The following is an 18,597-nucleotide window of genomic DNA, read 5'->3' as shown; positions in this document are numbered from 1 at the left end:
TTTATAAAAAGATAGTAAATATTATTGCATTTTTGAATCTCTTTTTCATACAAATGGGGGCTTATTTTGAAGAAGAACAACTAGCAATACAATGTCAGTTGCTGAGCAGTACAACCATACTTGTAATTAAAAAATCATGTCAGGCGATCACTCTTTTAGGGTGATCTTTTTTTCGTATTGGACTTATACTGCGCAGCAAAGTTCTTCATTTTAAAGCACTTGTGAATAAATGTATATAAGCTGAACCGGGCAGTATGGTTCAATAAGAAACACATAATTAGTGATTTCCCTGTGAATTATTCCCAAATAAGAGGGGAAATTAAGATGAAAAGGGGGAATCAATTTATATGCCTAATATCATTAGAATCATTCAGCTTATATTGCCTTGGATTTCTATCATTTTTCTTCCTAAAAAGTCATTTAAACTTTATTTACCCGTTTCTCTTTTTGCATCACTTCTTGTAACAGGAATGTGTTTGTTGGCAGTCCCATATAAGTGGTGGGTTGTTAAAGGGGGATGGAAAGTTAAACTATTAAACGATGGTAGCTTTATTTTGGGACCTTTTCTTGTAGGAACATTATGGATTTTTCATTTAACCTTTGGAAATTTAAAACGGTATTTAGGTCTTAACCTAATAATGGATATTCTTTTTTCTTTCCCACTGAGCTATCTATTTCAAAAGTTAAGACTTTTTAAACTAGTTAACTTTAGGCCTAAACACATATTTTTTTCATTTATTACTTTCGCTCTAGTTATTTATGGATATCAGTTGTTAATAAAAAGAATTAAATAAATGCTATATTATTTCTCAACTAGGGAGAGTGATTAAAGAGGATAATTGTTTTTTGTTATTCAAGTAATGTGAGCGTATTTTGAGAAGAACAACTAACAAAACAAGTCAATTACTGCGCAGTGCAAAGATACTAGCTATACACAACCATTATGAGACGATTACCCCAAAAGTAATCGTCTCTTTCTTATTCAAAGGATCAAAAAAGCGGTCCATACTCACTCAGTTGGTATTTTTGCTGTTTGAATAGGTAATCCTTAGTTACTAATATGAACTAAGGAGAGTTGATTATTATGAATCTAGGAGAACAAGTATTATCAGCTTTAGTGGCTGCTTTAAAAGATTTGTATCCTAATATTGAAGTGGAAAATACAAAGAATAAATTATCTACTGTTCTATCAGAGTATTATATTCACAGAGTTGAGTTAGGTGAAGTACATCCTGATCTTGAGGATAAAATACTATTGTTCATCTCGGCAAAAAAACTAGAAGGTTTAAGTTCTATTACTCTAGACAACTACCTCATGGAATTAAATGTGTTTGCTGATATCGTAAAAAAGTAGGCTGAGGACATAGCTGCAGCAGATGTTCGAATGTACTTAAGTCAAGATGGGTCCTTAAAAATGAGCACAATTAGAAAGAAATTATCGATTATAAAAAGTTTTTTTAGTTGGTTAGTTTCAGAAGAATATATTAAACGTGATCCAACTAATAAATTAAAAGCTCCAAAAGATGAATACCGACTTCCTAAATCCTTATCAATCGAAGAACTAGAAATGTTAAGAGAATCCTGTGATACAGTAAGACAGCGTGCTTTTCTAGAAGTATTGTATGCAACGGGCTGTCGATTATCTGAAGTTCATGGATTAGAAAAAGCTGATATCAATCAACAGAATATGAGCACATTAGTTATAGGTAAAGGTGATAAACAAAGGGAAGTCTATTTTTCGATTAGAGCAATGTATCATTTGGATAAATATTTAAAAGGAAGAAATGACAATTGTGAAGCCTTGATGATTACAGAGAGAAAACCTTTTAGAAGATTATCTAAACGAGGAATACAAAGAGAAATAGGAATAATCGCTCAAAGGGCAGGATTACAAGACAAAGTAAGTCCCCATGTTTTAAGACATACCTTTGCTACTTTAACATTAAATAATGGTGCTGAATTGGTTGCTATTCAAGAGCTCTTAGGACATAGTTCACCAGATACGACACTTAGGTATGCAAAAATTACTCATGAGCGAAAGCGAGAGTAGCATAAAAAGTATTTGATTCAGTAAGTTGCTGTCTATTTGACTTAATACTGCGTAACAATAGCCTTATTTTTAGGTGAGTTTGTGGAATGATGTACTTAAGCGAACGGAGGCTTTCCCGCAAGATCAACCTGATATTTCGTTGGCTTTTTTGCTGTTAAATGAAATTGGCAGTGATTTCCCATTTGATCATTATTCCTAAAAAGATTAGTGGCAATACTAAGTTATTCTTTGGTACTCAAATATAAAGTAATCTAGTTCCTGACTAGCCTGTATTGTTCGTTCGTCATTAAATCCGAAATGTAAACCTTTGTTAATAAGGTCTTTTCTCAAAAATTCGATATAACTAAGGAGTTCATTTGGATTTAAAACAGATGGTAGGGTTGTTTCCATAATTACTCTTCCCCTTGCATTAAAATACAAACGCAAAGTCAATTTTACCAACTTAATGGTAATGGATGAAGAATTGATTGTGAACAATTTGTGACACCTGCATCATTAGCTTTTCCGAAAAAGGGGCTGTTGTTGTTTTGAGAATCTCGGAATCCATAGTTGGTGTTTCAGAAATGTTTTCTTCTGATAAAATGTGAGGCATAAACTCCACGACTTTACTCGCTATTTGAGATCCTCTAGCCATATAATTCCGCACCTCTTGTTAACCAGCAGTTTGTCCAAAACCTAGCAATAACGATTTACCAATAGCATTTCGTTTCATATTTTTATAAAAGTGCATAATTTCAATTGCATTTATTGGGCGGCGCTCCCCACACCAACCAGTTAAATACCCTTGTTTTTCTATTAAATCAACTTTCTTTGGTATCGGAATAGAAGCAGCTCTTGAATATAACCCTTTTTCTAATAATACATTTAACGATTTGTTATATAACTGTCGTGTAAGGTCAATCGTATTTGAAAAGAGATCCAACACTTCCGTTCGAGCCATGCTTTGTCATATTGTGAACAAGTAAAGAATGAATTGGATTAGTTGGAACTCCGTAGATTCGAAATTTTTATGTACGGTGTGAACAGGGGGAAAAGGGACCGATAACTTCAGACCCTTACCTATCTGTGTATGAATAAGCATTTACTAAAGATTTGATACAACTAATAAAGTTGAAACTTTACTGCTCAAATGGGGAGGCAATATGGGGATAGGTAAACAGATAATATTAGCATTAACAATTTATGCAGTTTCTGCACTATTAATTGAAGCGTTACTTTGGTATTTTAATCCATCTCTAAATGAATATCTTAAGAATGCAATTACTACATCTCCTATTTTAATATCGGTTATCTTGACAAGAATAATTGTCAAAAATTTTAAACCAAAACGATATGATTAGTTTTAAGGATTTCCTTATTTAAGTGTGTTTGATTCAGTAAGGATTAACGGGCTTTTGTTAAATTCCTTATGGAGTTAACAGGCACTTTTATGGAAGAAGGGTTTCCAAAGTAGAATAAAGTTATAATCTGGAGAGTTGCAAAAACACCTCTTTTAATAATAGAGGGTGAATGAAACAGCAAAGATTTTTGGTTTTATGTTACGTAATTTTAATGACTTTTTTAATTCTGGTCATGCTTTACATGAATTATGTTCATAAAATCGCCACATGAATAGTAATTGATATTACTACTAATTACATGTACTATTAAATCGTTCTGTATATTGTGTGTTGAATATCGGAGGACAACTACATATTGTGTTTAGCCTTATAATGAGATGCCGATTGGCTTTTAAGGGAATCCGGTTAGAGTCCGGAACTGTACCCGCAACTGTAATTGCTTAATAAGCATAAGTCAGATACCTGTCTCATTATGAAGTATTTCAAATTCCTCGGGAGTTGGGAAGGTGAATCGATGGCCGTAAAAGGTATTTGTGTACCTTTTTAAGTTGTTCATTCATCCACTCAGTTAATGAGTGGATTTTTAATTCCCTGGAAATTCTGATTGTAATGCATTAGATGAATGTCAATCCAATACCAAAAAGAAGGGTGATTTTTATGACAACTCAACACTTAGAAAAGAAAAGAGAGAATCCCTCCCAAACTTTATTCTCTTCTTTTCACGAAATTGTTTCAAACTCCAACCAAGATTTAACACTAGAAAACGCAAATGTAGATGGACGTTCTCCATTAGGACAAATGAATAAATTCGCAAGCGAAAGTGCAAAAGCTTATGCAAAAGAATATCTACTTTCAAATGAAGCTCTAGAAGCTATGGATGATAATTTTATCCACATTCATGACCTTGATTTTATGGCCACAGGAACAACCACATGTGCTCAGATACCATTAGGGAAAATATTAAAAAATGGGTTTAATACAGGACACGGATACATGCGTGAACCCAAAACCATCAGTAGTGCTATGGCGTTAGCGGCTATTATCTTTCAAAGTAACCAAAATCAACAACATGGAGGTCAAAGTTTCCAAGCTTTTGATTTTGATTTAGCACCTTATGTAAATAAAACATTTGAAAAGGAACTAGATACACTAAAGTCATACGACCTACCGATTAGTGAAGAAAGAATGAAAGAGATAGCATGGGATGAAACTGACAAGCAATGCTATCAAGCGAGCGAGGCATTTATCCATAATTTAAATACTATGCATTCACGGTCTGGTGGGCAGGTTCCATTCACATCCATCAATTACGGAACAGATACCAGTAAAGAAGGTCGGATGATTATTAAAAACATCTTGCTAGCTACAAAGAAGGGTTTAGGTAACGGAGAAACACCAATCTTCCCAATCCAAATTTTTAAAATGAAAAAGGGTTTCAATTTTTATGAAGCGGATCCAAACTACGACTTATATCAATTAGGTCTAGAAACAACCGCAAAGAGATTATTCCCTAATTTCAGTTTCATTGATGCACCATTTAATTACGAGTTTTACAGAGAAGGAGAACCTGATACAGAAGTCGCTTATATGGGTTGTCGTACAAGGATTATGGCCAATCGACATGGAGAACAAACCAGTATAGAAAGAGGGAATTTATCTTTTACCAGCCTTAACTTAGTGAAAATTGCATTAATCTCAAATTCTGTTTCCGAATTCTATAAAACACTCGAAAAGTACACTAATGTTGTTATTAGACAATTGTACGACAGAATGTGCTTCCAATCAGAAAAATCAGCTAAAGATTTCTCTTTCTTATATGGACAAGGGGTGTGGAAGAATAGTGAACAATTAGGTCCGAACGATACAGTAGGCAAAATTCTAAAACAAGGTAGTTTGAGTATTGGATTTATTGGGCTAGCTGAGTGTTTGAAGGCATTAACTGGTAAACATCATGGTGAATGCGATGAGGCTCAAAAATTTGGCGAAGAAATTGTTTCTTTTCTACGCCAAAAATGTGATGAAGCTGCAGAAGTGTATGATTTAAACTATTCACTAATCGCAACACCAGCAGAAGGTCTAAGCGGGCACTTCGTTAAACAAGACAAAAAAGAATTCGGTGAGATAGATGGAATAACAAGTCGTAATTATTATACAAACTCATTTCACGTTCCTGTTTACTATAACATCCGCGTCATTGATAAAATCAAAAAAGAAGGAGTATTTCACAAGTATACAAACGCTGGACACATTAGTTATATCGAAGTCGATGGAGATGTATGCAAAAACATTAAGGCTATGGATAGAATTGTAAAAGCTATGGCTGATAATGGCATAGGGTACGGAAGTATAAATCATCCTGTAGATCGATGCCACCAATGTAACTATACAGGGGTCATTGACAATGAATGTCCTAAATGTGGGAATGATAATGAAGAGAAAATTGACCGCATTAGACGAATAACTGGATATTTGGTAGGAACAATGAAACAATGGAACACCGCAAAAGCGAGTGAGGAAGAAGACCGGGTGAAACACTCGTGACCGATACTGCAAAAGTGCTTTCCATCTACCATGATTCCGTAGTAGATGGGGAGGGGGTTAGAACGGTTATATTTTTTGCTGGTTGTGAGCACTTCTGCAAAGGATGCCATAATCCTAAATCGTGGAATATACAAAATGGGACCGAAATGACAGTCAAAGAAATAGTGAAGGAAGCACTAAACCCTATTACAGATATTACTCTCAGTGGTGGAGATCCTTTCTATCAAGCTCCTGTTGTTAAACAAGTAGCTAGAGATTTAAAAGAACATGGTAAAAATATATGGGCATATACAGGTTGGACGTTAGAGGAATTACAGGCTAGTAAAGATGAAGATAAACTAGAACTACTTACTTACATTGATGTAATTGTTGATGGGCGATTTGAAATAGATAAACGTGATTTATCGCTTCAATTTAGAGGGAGTAGTAATCAAGAAATAATAGAATTAGATAACGGGTTACGTAAAACAAGTTATCAGAAGTAATTTTGATTTAAATCATTACTAGATAAACCATTAAGTAAATAATTTTTGTGACAAGTCACAACAGTGGCTTGTCACAAAGGAGAGCGATTACTCGGAAAGGAAAAATATGTAGAGAGGTTCCAAATGGGTCCAAGAAGCTAAGCGAGGATTAACTAGGAATAGAGTGAATCGTAAAAGACCGCTGGAAATTTTGGGGTCCCCGTTTTTCCCGAACTGTTACCGAGTGAGAATGGTAAGGGATTTATATATGTGGGAACAGGGACAGTGAACTGTCCCTATGTCCTCCCGCGAAGTAGACTAAATATTGCGCACTAAATGTTTTTACTTTTGGTAACTTTGTGAATGTAATCAAGCTAAAGGAGCAAAAAAAGCACTCGCTAATAAAAGGAAGTGCTTTATCTTCTGTTTTCGATTTGTTTGACCTTAATTATTGTCCACCTAAATATCCAGCCACCAAAAATGTAAATAGGGAAGGAATATATGTATTTCCAGTTATATACTTCGTAAATACCTAACCACTCCGTCAATGGTTCAAAAACAAAAGAAAAAATAAATGAAGTAATTATCATAGCTGTTAAAAATGATTGCCAAGTATCAAAGAATTGATAAATTATCATATAAAAAATAGGCAAATGAACATGATGAATTTCAATTATTGGAGGTATCACTGGTACTATGCTGTCAGGATAAGACCATAAAACTAATGCAATACCGATAATATCTAAAATAAAACCTGTGGTTCCTATCAAAAGACCAAACGAAGCAATTTCAATTATTCTTGTTTTATCAAGAACGATGAGCCATATTATTAAAAAGATAATTGTTGTGGTTAAAAGTAGCCACCAATTAAAAGAAAATAAACTATTAGTGAGCCAATAGTCCATAAGCAGATCTCTAATTTGCCTACGTAGTCTGATTATTTCATCCCAATTAGGAGTTATCGAAAATAATTTTAAGGTTGTTACTATTTTAACTAAAGACATTATGTTATATCTCCTCGAAAAATACCTTTTCACAGTTATAATGGGCTATTTATTGTTTATGTATTCTTTAGCGGGTGCTTTATATTGAACAAGAGTAACTAAAAAAACATTTGCTGTATAGTACAAAGATACTTGTAATAGATAAACCATCTAAGAGACGATTGCATTCAAAGTGATCGTCTTTTTTATTTTACTGATAGTGCAAAACAAGAAGAGACAGATCAAAGACTTGACCTGTCTCTTAGAAGGGGAGGTAGTTATCAATTATCCACTGCAACCATAATCACACCATATCCGCGAGTTGTGTGCCTGCCATGAACAATGAGTGAAATACTATAAAAAATACCGAATTAAGATACCAGTTTATGCTAAACCTAAAATGAGTAAATTTTAGGAGGATATATATATGCCAGAAAAATCAGCAATTACTTCATCTGAATTAGGTGTATTATGGCTTACGTATCAGGAAAAGACAATGATTTTACGTATATTAGAATACTTAATAGAGAAAGCCGATGATGAAAAGGCTAATGAGATTATGACTAATTTATATGGGGAGATTGATAACTATGTTGGTAAAATCACAGAAACTTTACAAAATGAAGGGGCTGTAATACCAGTTGGATTTACTGCTCAAGATGTTAACAAAGAGGTGCCAAAGTTATATGATAATGGTTTTGACATCATGTTTGTTCGCCTATTGAAAGAAATTAGTATGGGACTTCACTCGTTAAATATAACTATGAGTTATCGAGAAGATATTGTACTGATTTTTAAAGATCTAACTGCCATTACTCAAAAGTATTACAACCTTTGTACACAATATTTGCTTGAAAAGGGGTTGCTTGTTAAATCTCCTCATGTTTCAATGCCAAAGTCAGTTGAATTTGTTAAAGATAACAGCTACTTGGGTGGACTCTCCATAAATCCGTTTAGCGAAAAACGTTCATTAAATACAGTGGAAGTTGCTCAACTTCATCATTCAATTGAATCAAATGTCTCTGGGCTTCAAATGATTATAGGTTTTGCTCAATGTGCAAATGAAGCAGAGGTTAAAAGCTACTTTAATGATGGAGCAGAGATTGCTAAAAGTATTGTAAAGGAATTAAGTGAAACCTTTCTTCAAGGCGGTATACAAACTCCGCAGACATCAGGTGGTAATGCAACCCGTTCAACAATAGCGCCATTTTCCGATAAATTGATGATGTATTGCACAAGTCTTTTTTGCAGTTTTTCTATGGGAAGTGGCTCATTAGGTACCGCCTTCAGTTTACGAAATGATTTACCAGCTAAAATGACTATTTTTATGAAAGATATATTTGAATATGCTCATAAAGGTGCAAAAATAATGATTAAAAATGGTTGGATGGAAGAACCACCTCAAATGGAAGAACGCAATCAAATGTTGAATTGAGTGATACAAGGTGAAGGATTTTAGAAAGCCTAAAAAACATGAGGCTTTATTATGGAGTATAGCTCTACCAGGGTTCGGTCAGTTTCTAAATGGAAGTTTATTTAAAGGATGCGTGTTCATTTTTTTGGAGATTCTTGTTAATGTTTTAAGCAAGTTCAATTTAGCGATTCTTTATTCATTTACAGGAGAAATACAAAAAGCCATTGACGTTACAAACTTTCAATGGCTTATGTTTTATCCTTGTTTATATATGTTTGCCATGTGGGATGCATACCGTAATGCAGATGGAAAAGTGAACTGCTTTTCCTACATACCTTTTGTATTTGGAGCCTTCTTTATTACAATAGGCTTAATATATTCAACCTCAATAAAAATATTTGGAGTGACAATTGGTCCCGTTTTTTTACCTATACTCTCTTTAGTCCCTGGGCTTTTAATAGGGTTTATTATTTATAAATTGGTTATTATCTACAAGGCTTAAAGAAACTTTTCTAATCTTCAACTATCTGCTTTAGTTGAACAAGGACTGTCATTTATAACCGGATCTTTGCTGCGCAGTACAAGAATACTATTCAATAGAAATTGATAACCCATAATTAGCCCGATTGTGGAAGACCTAAGCCTAATTCCTCGGTAAAGATAAGGAGGATTAGGCTTTTTCACTTCAAAACCGTTGACCTACTTCTTTTGGTAAACACTTTGGCGGCGAATGGTAAATTCCGGGGCAACTGCTGGTAAAAATGATGGCAGAGATGGTACATTCTTGTGGCTGTAATCACAAGCGAATGTGGTGCCCGGTGTTAAAAAGCAGTTTAATAAGGACGGAGAGTATTGGTTCGAATACTTAAATACATACAGGTTTTGCCTAGTTAGAATAAATGCAAATCATACCTGCTGATTGTATTCAGTAGAAATGAATTCCTATTTACAATAGTGAAAAAGTGTTTAATATCATGAATAAAAAGCTGATGATTGCAAAGATTACTTAACAATTGAGGTCGAAATATGTGGGGGAGTAACGAAAGGGAAGAAAAGAAATCAAATCTCTGATATCAAAATGGTTTCAATTGAGTTAGTTTACCAAACAGGTTTTGAGAAAGGATGGGTGGGAGTTTTTTGTATTGATCGCCATAGATTGACAGTCACCTTAGCGCCAAACGAATCTACGATATAATACGAAAACCCGATGAAAAACAATGCTAGTAATAAAATCAGTTGAGGAAGAAGTGGAAAAATGGGAAGGAAAATTGAAAATTTTGATGATTGGTATAGTGGTATTGCACATGGAAAAAGAGCAGCATTTGAAAAATATACTAAATACGTCTTTCGGAACATGCTCAACCAACAGTTAGAATGTTTAAGGAACATACATGATCGAGATCTAATTGAATTATTATTTGATAGCATGATGGAAGTATCGGAGTTGCCTGTTTCTGAAATGGATCGTTTGATAGCTAGGATTCAACAATGTTACGAAAGGCAAATTCAACTCGATAAGACCTATTACGAAGGTAAGTAACATATTTAAATCGAGGAAAGAGAAATAAATAGCCCAATGTTTTTGATTAAGCGAAAAAACGATTTAAGTTTTATCGCTGGTCAGACGGGCTTTTACGAAGATAATGACGAGATGATCGATGAAACTTCAAACAGAGTGATCAAAGCGTACAAATTAGGCGGGACCGAAGCTTGAATTATTATATGTCAAGGAAATATATCCCCAAATATCATTTTTAGGCCATGATAGAACATGGCCTTTCTTCTTGTGTCCCCATAGTATAAAAGCCACCCTGTGGAGTCCAGATCAGCGCCACAAATGTGGCAGGTGCGCTCACCTACCGCAAAGATTTTCATGGGAATATTTGAATCTGAGGTTAGCGAGTAGCAATAATTTTATATAAATAACTTTACCTCAGTAAATTTACCAAAGTAAAAATACAAACATAAAGATACAAATTAAAATCATTGGACGTATATCATTTAGTTAACAAAATACAAGCTGCTTAGGCTTTGTGAAAACAAAAACATGCAATCCAAACTTTAGACCGCTGAAGGTATCAGTTTGAGGCTTAATAACTGGGGTTTATATAAAAACTCGAAGGACCTCTCCATACAGGTTGATGGTTACAACCATGTAAAGCTTTTAAGTTAGCTGACGGAAGTTATGGCTCTGATAGTCATTAAAATGTTTAAAACTTTACCAGGAAAAATGAATTAAGAGTGAGTTATATGGTTACAAGTATTCATATAGAAACTTATTGAATTAAATTGGTAGAAGTAAGAGACTTCATTGGTAACATTTCATGAAGTCTCTTTTTTTCCTTTATTTATTTCACATTTAACCTTATAACCGTGCTCATTTAACATGTAAACTAACTGCGGCCCATCTATAAGTGAAATGGGTTTGTTTTTTACAAAGTCTCTTGATTCCTTTCCAAAATAGGCGGTGGTGACTAAAATTCCCCTTGCTGCTCCTTCATCATTCATGATTCCATTTAACTCTCGAACTGCAGAAGGCGGGACTACATCATTATATCTTTTCGCTTGTATTATGTATTTGCCTCCACGTATAGGATCCGGATCCAATATGACAGCATCCACCCCACCTTCTCTCGAGCGTTGTGTTACATTTACCTCCCCACCGATATCCTTAAAATACAATTCAAATAATTCCCTGATTAGGTGTTCAAAGTCTTCCCAATCCATTTGAGCTAAATTTGGGGTGGAATTAATATCCGCTAAAATCTCTCTTCCTTCAATAAACCGTTTGTCATGCCTATTCAATTCTAAAATTGGTCGAACCGGTGCGAAATGATGCAATGCCCCAGCTGATAAACCTTTTAGTTTTTTGAAACAATCTTTAGGAATCACTTGGGATAAGTTTAATTTTATAAACTCTTCTTTATCGGCGTGAATACTAAGGATACAAGAATCAAATTCTTGACCTGTTGCTGTATCAATTCCATGTACCCAGCCGTTAAAGACAATCGTTTCAAGGTGGTGTGGGTAGTCTGAAATAAAACATTCGTAAATGGACCTTAAGCAGATTTGATACAGAATAGTATCATAAAATTCCTGGAAATCAATATTTTTCATCTTCTTTTCATCAATTTCTTTTCTTGATTGAATAAACTTAAATTCTATTTGATTTGGTACCTCACTTGGGTGTGGTAGACGATATTCGATAATTAAATTGCGGATCGTTTCATCATATTCAAGGACAAACTCTTTACTAAATCCACTGGGGTAAGGGGCATAATTTAACACCATGGTAAAATATCTTTCTACATTATTAAGGTCGCCATTCTCGAAAGCGGTTCTATAGGAATCAATGTTACTGTTTTTTGTTTGCTGTTCATTTAAGAACTGGTTTTTCTCATAAAGGTACTGTGTCAATGCTTCCTGATACATCTTTTCAGCCTCGTGTTGTTTTTCCTCCCGCTTTTTCTTTAAAAAGGGTAAGAAAAATTCAAAAAGCTTATCTTCCTTAGGGACACCTACCCTAATATTAAACGTCTCTTTTAATGGTTCTTCTTTAGTGAAACTAGATTTATCATATGAATTTTCCCATTCAATAATATGGGATGCAGTTAATGATTGCTCTAATAATGACCGGTATTCCCTAATCGCATTTAGGGCAGAGATGGTCCGCTTATGTGCATCGATTTTCATACGCTCTATGTTCTCTTTTTCTTTCCATTGTTTCTTTTGCTTCCTAACCTTTTCGTGAAGTTCATATTCTGTTTTAGCTTTAATTGTCTTTGTTTCACCAAGGAAACGATTAGCTATATTCTTTTCAAACATTGAATCCCCCCCAATTTTATTGCTCATGTTAGAAATTTTATCCATATAGTTAACTTTTTATAAAACCCTTATGACCTATAAATCAAATATGGGAAGGGCCGCGGAATCAACCGTTCTAGTTATATGCTGCTTTAAGCTTATCCTGGAAAACAGAACTAGTTCAAAAATCCTTATATTCCGCATATTTATCATTAAGCGGGACAGGGAGGTCTATAGTGGAACACCCTTTAGAACAATGTTTTTCTATTTATCAGAATAAAGGTTGTTCATTATCATGAATAAAAATCTAATCATTTACAAAGCTTACATAACAAGGGATGGAAATTAGTGTCTAATTAGGAAACTCTTTTCCACCAATTAATCTAACTAATTATTGGATTGGAGGAACATAATGGGCAGAAAAAGAAAACAGGTTTCTGAGATCGCAGTTGAATCGATTGAATTTGTATACCGCCCAGGTTTTGAGAAAGAATGGGCGGAAGTTGTTTCAAACATTCTTCATCATCAAATAAAAGAGGGTCTGAAAGAACAGGGGATCGACGATATATGAAAAAAACGGTGATCTATATTCGGCAATCATTAGATCAAGACAAACAAAAGAACTCATTGGAGATGCAGCAAATTACTTGCCTTGAATTTGCACATAGAAATGGTTGGCTGATCCATGAGATCTTTAATGAAGGGATGTGTTCCGCGCGACTAAACAAGATAGAAGACCGGAGGGAAATAAGTCGACTACTAGATGAAGCAAAGAAAGGGTTAATTGCACGTGTTTTAGTTTTTAAAAGGGACAGAATTGCTCGTAATACCGGACAATACATTGAAGCGTTAAAAACATTTCAAGCAGCGGGTGTTGAACTGTATTTTACTGCAGATAATGAACCCCCAGTGTTTAATGGTCCGGTTGGTGAATTTGTGGAGGCACTATTAGGCGGGATTGCGGAGCAGGAAGGAGAAAACATTGTAAACAGACTCATTAATGCCAGGAGAACAAAGATTTTACAAGGAAAGTGGGGAGGGGGAAGCCCACCCCTGGGATACTCTTCGAAAAACGGAGACCTTTCATTCGATGAAAGTTCAATAAAGGTCAGGGAGATATTTGAAAACTTTATCCGTTTTGGCAAGGGGGACATTGATGCCGACTACCTCGACAAAACCCTTAAAGATACTGTGGGCAAATCTGTGACGAAATTAAGAAAAATCATTTCCAATCCAATATATAAAGGGACATTAATACAACGACTTGATGGGAAAACCATACCATTTCCCGGAGTGTTAGAAGACCTCCGTATCGTGACCGATGATGAATGGTATTTGGCCAATGACATGTTAAATAATATGTTTGGTGAAGAAACTCTGAACCCAGACAATAATGATGAACATGAAAACTCAGAAGAAAGATATACTCCACTCCTAATGAATAAAATACACTGTGGTTCTTGCTCTGTGACACTAACCATTACCAAAAAGAAATACAAATGTAAGCAATGTAGCATACATGTAGATATGGAACACTTGGATGAAAAGGTAATACAAGCGGTGTTGGAAATATTTATGACCAGGTTAGCAAATGATTGGCCGAAATTACATGAAATTGTAAAAAGACGTTATCTCGCACCTGTGGAAAAAAAACAAAAAGAGTTAGCTAAAGCAATCAAAGACAATGAAGAGCAAATAAAGATGAACTATCAAATGTATTTAAAAGAGGGCTCGAAAGACGACATATTAGAGAAATCTGTAACAAGGTATAAATATATATCCAAAGAACAAGAGCAGCTTAGTTCAATGCATTTTTCCCTAAATCAATTCCTATCAAATTTTAAACCGCAGTATGAGTATCACAGTGGGTATTTTCGCTGGCTAAAATCTTTAAAAGAAAAAGATTTAAAAGGGGAATTAAAAGAAGAATCTTTAAAAAAAGAAGCGTTACAACTGCCACACTTGACTCATATCATTCGATTGATTGATAAAGTCATTGTTTCAAAAGATAAAACAACAATAAAGTTGTTCATCCCACCGGAGGTGACTTTACGTGAAAAAAGAGAACCAAAAAAGCGTACAAGAACTAATAAATGAGGCAAAGAGAATTGCCTTTTACGGTCGTGTCTCTACCACTGAGCAAAGGGTTGAATCACAACAGTTAAAAGTTGTTGAAGATTATTTAAAACGATTCGGAAAAAGTCTTGAAAAGGAGGATATATATACAGATGAAAAGTCTGCCTATAGCTTGAGTTATGAACAAAGGGAGAATTTCACCACTTTGTTAGAAGCAGTTAAAGATAAGAAATATGATGCCATAGTTGTATCTGATTGGGATCGATTATCAAGGCAGGTTGATGAACATTTTAAATTGAGGGAATTATTAAAGGAAGAATTAGAGGATATTCCTGTCATAATCGCTTCTAAGGATGAGCTTTATAGCCAAGATGATCTTATTAAAGCCTTGATACAAGATGGGATGTCAAGGTTGGAGTCAGATAATATTTCGGTTAGGACCCGACATGCGTTACGGACTCTTTTGGAAAAAGATAAATACATAGGTGGAAGACCACCGTACGGATACAGTTATAATGTAACAATCATAAGGGGAGAGAAAGGGAAAAAGGACACGAAAGATATTGAGTTTAGAATCGTTCCGGAAGAAATCCAAAGGGTAAAACAGATGTATGAGATGTATTCCGAAGGGGCCACCTTCCACAGCATTGCCAAGGAGCTTGATGAAAGGTACATAGACAAACACGAGAAGATTAAATATAAGGCTAATAAAATCAAGGGGATTATCCTTAATCCGATATACATGGGGTACTTTGGATATGACCGATTAAAAAACAAAAAGGGCGGTTACTCTTTAAAACCAATTAATGAATGGAAACTGATTAAGAATCCTTATACTACAGAACCAGCACCTATTAGTGAGAAACTCTGGTGGCTTTGCTATGAAAGGTACACCTCTCTTCCGCAAAACCCTCATTTTACAAAATCAAATTTTATCCTGAATAATCTTATTAAATGCTGTTGTGGGGATTCTCTAGATGAACCATCCTTTTTAAAAGGGGTTGACCAAAGAACTGAGATTAAGAAAAGGGAACAATTGGAAGAAAAAGTCTATGGTTATAGGTACTACCGCTGCGAATATTGTGAAAGGAGAGTTCATGCGGACAAATTGGAGGAGCTGGTGCAGAAGACAATCGATCAGCTTTCAAGACCAGATAAGGTCATACTTGAAAAAACACATGAACTGCTAAAAACTACATATGAAGAGCAAGAAAAAGTCCTTTCCCGGATGAGAGCTGAAAAGAAGATGGAAGTGGATAACTTAGCTCTTTTAAGGCAAGAAGACCCTGACCTTTTCTTTAAGGATATCCTTCTGTATGAATCAGACCAACCACTTACCGTTGCTTACCTAATATCTAAGAATGACAGTATTGATAAGTTAAATGATTTAGAAAAGGAAATCCCTAAAAAAGAATATGAGCATAAGAAATTAAAAGAACTCATGTTGAATAAAGAGCTGTTAGAGTTAAAGGTTAAGAAACTTTTGAAGGAGGCAAGGTTAACCAATTCAGAATGGAGAGCGCTTACTTTACTATTTGTGGAGGAATGCTCACTAAACGAATCTCATGAGGTTAAACTGAAGCTTAGGTCGCTGCCCCCAGTTTTTCACAAAGATATATATCCCAAAACCTGGAATCCTTGAATTCCAGGTTTTTTATTTTCCCGCTTCTTTAAAAGGCGTGATAAGATTTTAGTACAGGGAATATTTGAGCAAAGAATGTCGGACTGTATGACAGTTCGACTTTTTTGCATTTTTACTAGGTAAATTTATAAAGGGATCTGACAAAATGCGTAAAATGAAAGTCCTTTTATCTCGGTAGCTGATAAAACCTTGTCCTAATTCTCGGTGGAATGGATAAAAGGGATCCCTTTTATCAACAGTTCCGAGAAAATGGACATCAGTAATCGCAAGGTCTATGGGGCTCTAGGACAAGTATGCAATTTTTCCATCCGTAGCCTGTCTACTTAAATTAGTCGACAAGACATATCTCGGTAAGTGTATAAATGACATCATTTTTCTCGGTTTGGATAAAACCCGTGAACTGGGCACAGAGATCCTTAATAATGGTCGTCCTTCTTCATATATTGTTATTAAGACAAGGGGGGACGACATATGAAGAACTTTACTATAACTGATGCAATCACCGAGCTTAAAAAGTTAGGAATAGATCATTTAAAAAAGGATGACTTACTTAAGAAACTAAAAGCGGGTGAATTAGGGTCCTCAGCCGCTGCGACCTCTAATGAGGAGGAAAGTGCGGTTTCTAACAGTCAAAACAAAGAAAATCGCAACACTAAGGACTATTACATTAAGGAGCATGATTTGTATCGGTTTGTTTTTGATTGTAAACAGAAGGATTTTCTGAATAATATAAGGGAACAAAAAAAAAGTAAAAAGCCTTTCCATAAATGGATCAATCCTTACCAGCTTGAGCTTGAATTAATGGAGAGTGCTGATACAAGTGAAGTTACAGGCAATCCTTATACTAAAAAGGAAAAACCTGGAACAAAGAGGAGAAATGGCCCTAAAGAAGAGGACATACAAACGACCTTTGGGTTTCTTGATGTGGAATTTAAATATGAAAGGGATATACCAGAAGGGAAATTTAACTACCCTACCAAAATCATATTTTAAGAAATCAGGAACAAATCCGCTTAGTTAAAGAGACAATTGGAATATCTATTTTTAAGTCAGATTGTTTCGCCAAGAATATTGGCAGTACAGGTAGATAAATAGGTTAACATAATATTCCCAATAAATATTTGGCCTGGTTCTGAACCAGGCCTTTTTTTGTTCGCCCAGCATGGGCGAACTCTAACGGGTGAAAGTCCCGAGTACGACCTTGTAGCGGTAAGTACATAGCTAATGGCAAGGGTGTCCATGGCGACATGGAATCTGAAGGAAGCTTGAGGCAAACCTCTGGTCTGACGAACAGAAATCATATAAGAGGCAACGTATGGGGACAAAACTGCAAAAGAAGTTAAAATCCGATAGCTACAGCAATCATACGGTGTATATGTGGCAGATAGATGGAGGGAAAGAGTTCGCACCTTAACTGGGGAGGTCTCACTGGTCTACTCCAAAATCTTGTAGTGATACAAGACTGGATAGTGAGAAGTCAGCAGAAGCCGTAGTAGTGAAGACATCTAACGAAAGTTAGAGAGAGCGAAGGGCTGAACAATTTCATCGTTATAGAAATCTCGATTGGAAGCGGAAATAGACCACTGGCGACAAGCGGAATAGTGGATACCGACTTTACGAGACAGGAAGGAAATAACAAAGCATGTATGAAGGAAAACTACTGGATAAAATTCTTGATAGAGATAATCTAAATCAAGCATTTAAGCGGGTGGAAAGAAATAAGGGCGCCGCTGGTGTGGATGGAATGACAGTGAAGGACTTAGGAGCATATATGGCGTTGAACAAAGAAGAAATCATTTTTCAAATTCGTCAAAGGAAATACCACCCTCAACCTGAACTGTACCCTTTGTCAAGGACATTTTAAAAAAGCCTAGGCAGTTTTAAGAAGATGATCTCTGTATTGAACAGGGGTCATCTTATTTAAATTCCATTGATATCTATGGTGATTATAATAGGTCATATATTGCTTAATTTCTCGTTTCAATTCATCTAGAGTTTTACATGCTTTAATAGAGGCCTCGTCCTTTAGATGCCCAAAGAATGATTCTTGGGGGGCGTTGTCCCAACAGTTACCTCTTCTTGACATAGATTGTTGTAAACCTAATTTCTTTACTGCTTTTTGGAATTCAGGATGGGTGTAGTGTACTCCCTGATCCGAGTGAATTAATGCATCTTTAACTTTCTTGAAATTTTTATTTTTCTTTAACTTTTTAAGCGTGTCTGTCGCTAAGTCGATGGTCATTCGATTTGATATATTATAAGCAAGAATCTGACCTGTTGAAG

Annotated in this window: 19 protein-coding genes and 1 riboswitch; of the genes, 13 read left to right on the top strand and 6 right to left on the bottom strand. The window is 35.3% G+C overall.

All coding sequences use genetic code 11. From position 1 onward, the window contains the following. Positions 1-347 precede the first annotated feature (347 nt). From BMX30_RS20320 to BMX30_RS20315, 3 genes are all read left to right on the top strand, one after another. Complete coding sequence (locus BMX30_RS20320; RefSeq protein WP_090749771.1) at positions 348-794, top strand: hypothetical protein; 447 nt, start codon at positions 348-350, stop codon at positions 792-794. Between the two features lie 290 nt (positions 795-1,084). Further along, complete coding sequence (locus BMX30_RS24030) at positions 1,085-1,354, top strand: hypothetical protein (RefSeq protein ID WP_244532682.1); 270 nt, start codon at positions 1,085-1,087, stop codon at positions 1,352-1,354. A 60-nt stretch (positions 1,355-1,414) separates the two neighbouring features. Further along, complete coding sequence (locus BMX30_RS20315; RefSeq protein WP_244532681.1) at positions 1,415-2,050, top strand: tyrosine-type recombinase/integrase; 636 nt, start codon at positions 1,415-1,417, stop codon at positions 2,048-2,050. Positions 2,051-2,266: 216 nt separating this feature from the next. On the opposite strand, the gene BMX30_RS20310 is transcribed toward BMX30_RS20315, so the two are convergent. Genes BMX30_RS20310 through BMX30_RS20300 form a run of 3 tightly spaced genes read right to left on the bottom strand, consistent with a single transcriptional unit; the run spans position 2,267 to position 2,990 of the window. Next, the gene (locus tag BMX30_RS20310) at positions 2,267-2,440 is read right to left on the bottom strand and encodes an aspartyl-phosphate phosphatase Spo0E family protein (protein ID WP_090749770.1); all 174 of its coding nucleotides are present in this window, start codon (positions 2,438-2,440) and stop codon (positions 2,267-2,269) included. Positions 2,441-2,492: 52 nt separating this feature from the next. Beyond that, a complete protein-coding gene (locus tag BMX30_RS20305) occupies positions 2,493-2,696 on the bottom strand; it encodes a YvdQ family spore coat protein (RefSeq protein ID WP_280139995.1) in 204 nt (67 codons plus the stop codon). Positions 2,697-2,702: 6 nt separating this feature from the next. Further along, positions 2,703-2,990, bottom strand: a complete 288-nt coding sequence (locus tag BMX30_RS20300) for a YvdQ family spore coat protein (RefSeq protein WP_090749766.1) — start codon at positions 2,988-2,990, stop codon at positions 2,703-2,705. Positions 2,991-3,748: 758 nt separating this feature from the next. Continuing rightward, positions 3,749-3,874: riboswitch (cobalamin riboswitch) on the top strand. 173 nt (positions 3,875-4,047) lie between these two features. Between BMX30_RS20300 and BMX30_RS20290 the strand changes: the two genes are divergently transcribed. Continuing rightward, positions 4,048-5,931 (top strand): anaerobic ribonucleoside triphosphate reductase, encoded by a 1,884-nt coding sequence (locus BMX30_RS20290; protein ID WP_090749763.1) that lies wholly within the window; start codon positions 4,048-4,050, stop codon positions 5,929-5,931. Further along, entirely contained in the window at positions 5,928-6,416 is a 489-nt protein-coding gene (nrdG, locus tag BMX30_RS20285; protein ID WP_244532680.1) for an anaerobic ribonucleoside-triphosphate reductase activating protein, read from the top strand. Before BMX30_RS20290 ends, nrdG begins: the two co-directional genes overlap by 4 nt. Positions 6,417-6,811: 395 nt before the next feature. Here nrdG and BMX30_RS20280 read toward each other — a convergent pair whose 3' ends face one another. Next, complete coding sequence (locus BMX30_RS20280) at positions 6,812-7,399, bottom strand: CBO0543 family protein (RefSeq protein WP_090749761.1); 588 nt, start codon at positions 7,397-7,399, stop codon at positions 6,812-6,814. Positions 7,400-7,805: 406 nt separating this feature from the next. Between BMX30_RS20280 and BMX30_RS20275 the strand changes: the two genes are divergently transcribed. The 3 genes from BMX30_RS20275 to BMX30_RS20265 all read left to right on the top strand — a co-directional run bounded on the left by BMX30_RS20275 (position 7,806) and on the right by BMX30_RS20265 (position 10,332). Then, positions 7,806-8,813: a DUF3231 family protein gene (locus tag BMX30_RS20275; RefSeq protein ID WP_090749759.1), complete on the top strand. Its 1,008-nt coding sequence runs from the start codon at positions 7,806-7,808 to the stop codon at positions 8,811-8,813. A gap of 10 nt (positions 8,814-8,823) precedes the next feature. Next, the gene (locus BMX30_RS20270; RefSeq protein ID WP_090749757.1) at positions 8,824-9,294 is read left to right on the top strand and encodes a hypothetical protein; all 471 of its coding nucleotides are present in this window, start codon (positions 8,824-8,826) and stop codon (positions 9,292-9,294) included. A gap of 753 nt (positions 9,295-10,047) precedes the next feature. Further along, positions 10,048-10,332 carry a hypothetical protein gene (locus BMX30_RS20265; protein WP_090749755.1) on the top strand — a complete coding sequence of 95 codons (285 nt, stop codon included), beginning with the start codon at positions 10,048-10,050 and terminating at the stop codon, positions 10,330-10,332. A 782-nt stretch (positions 10,333-11,114) separates the two neighbouring features. Here BMX30_RS20265 and BMX30_RS20260 read toward each other — a convergent pair. Next, positions 11,115-12,617: a restriction endonuclease gene (locus BMX30_RS20260; protein ID WP_170843958.1), complete on the bottom strand. Its 1,503-nt coding sequence runs from the start codon at positions 12,615-12,617 to the stop codon at positions 11,115-11,117. A 391-nt stretch (positions 12,618-13,008) separates the two neighbouring features. Between BMX30_RS20260 and BMX30_RS23680 the strand changes: the two genes are divergently transcribed. The 5 genes from BMX30_RS23680 to BMX30_RS20235 all read left to right on the top strand — a co-directional run bounded on the left by BMX30_RS23680 (position 13,009) and on the right by BMX30_RS20235 (position 18,178). After that, positions 13,009-13,167: a hypothetical protein gene (locus BMX30_RS23680; protein WP_170843957.1), complete on the top strand. Its 159-nt coding sequence runs from the start codon at positions 13,009-13,011 to the stop codon at positions 13,165-13,167. Next, entirely contained in the window at positions 13,164-14,693 is a 1,530-nt protein-coding gene (locus BMX30_RS20255) for a recombinase family protein (RefSeq protein WP_170843956.1), read from the top strand. Before BMX30_RS23680 ends, BMX30_RS20255 begins: the two co-directional genes overlap by 4 nt. Beyond that, positions 14,650-16,314, top strand: coding sequence for a recombinase family protein (locus BMX30_RS20250; RefSeq protein WP_090749749.1), 1,665 nt, complete (start codon positions 14,650-14,652; stop codon positions 16,312-16,314). The genes BMX30_RS20255 and BMX30_RS20250 overlap by 44 nt, the downstream gene beginning before the upstream one ends. 471 nt (positions 16,315-16,785) lie before the next feature. Beyond that, entirely contained in the window at positions 16,786-17,307 is a 522-nt protein-coding gene (locus BMX30_RS20245) for a hypothetical protein (RefSeq protein ID WP_090749747.1), read from the top strand. Between the two features lie 649 nt (positions 17,308-17,956). Further along, on the top strand, positions 17,957-18,178 hold the full coding sequence (locus tag BMX30_RS20235; protein WP_090749743.1) for a hypothetical protein: 222 nt from the start codon (positions 17,957-17,959) through the stop codon (positions 18,176-18,178). 6 nt (positions 18,179-18,184) lie between these two features. Here the strand turns inward: BMX30_RS20235 and BMX30_RS20230 are convergent. Then, on the bottom strand, positions 18,185-18,597 hold a 413-nt coding region (locus BMX30_RS20230), incomplete at its 5' end, for an IS3 family transposase (RefSeq protein WP_139195426.1).

The sequence above is a fragment of the Mesobacillus persicus genome, from assembly GCF_900109925.1.
In the GTDB taxonomy this organism is placed as follows: domain Bacteria; phylum Bacillota; class Bacilli; order Bacillales; family Cytobacillaceae; genus Mesobacillus_B; species Mesobacillus_B persicus.
The sequence above is the reverse complement of the archived record's forward strand: the minus strand, read 5'-3'. Positions and strand labels throughout refer to the sequence as shown.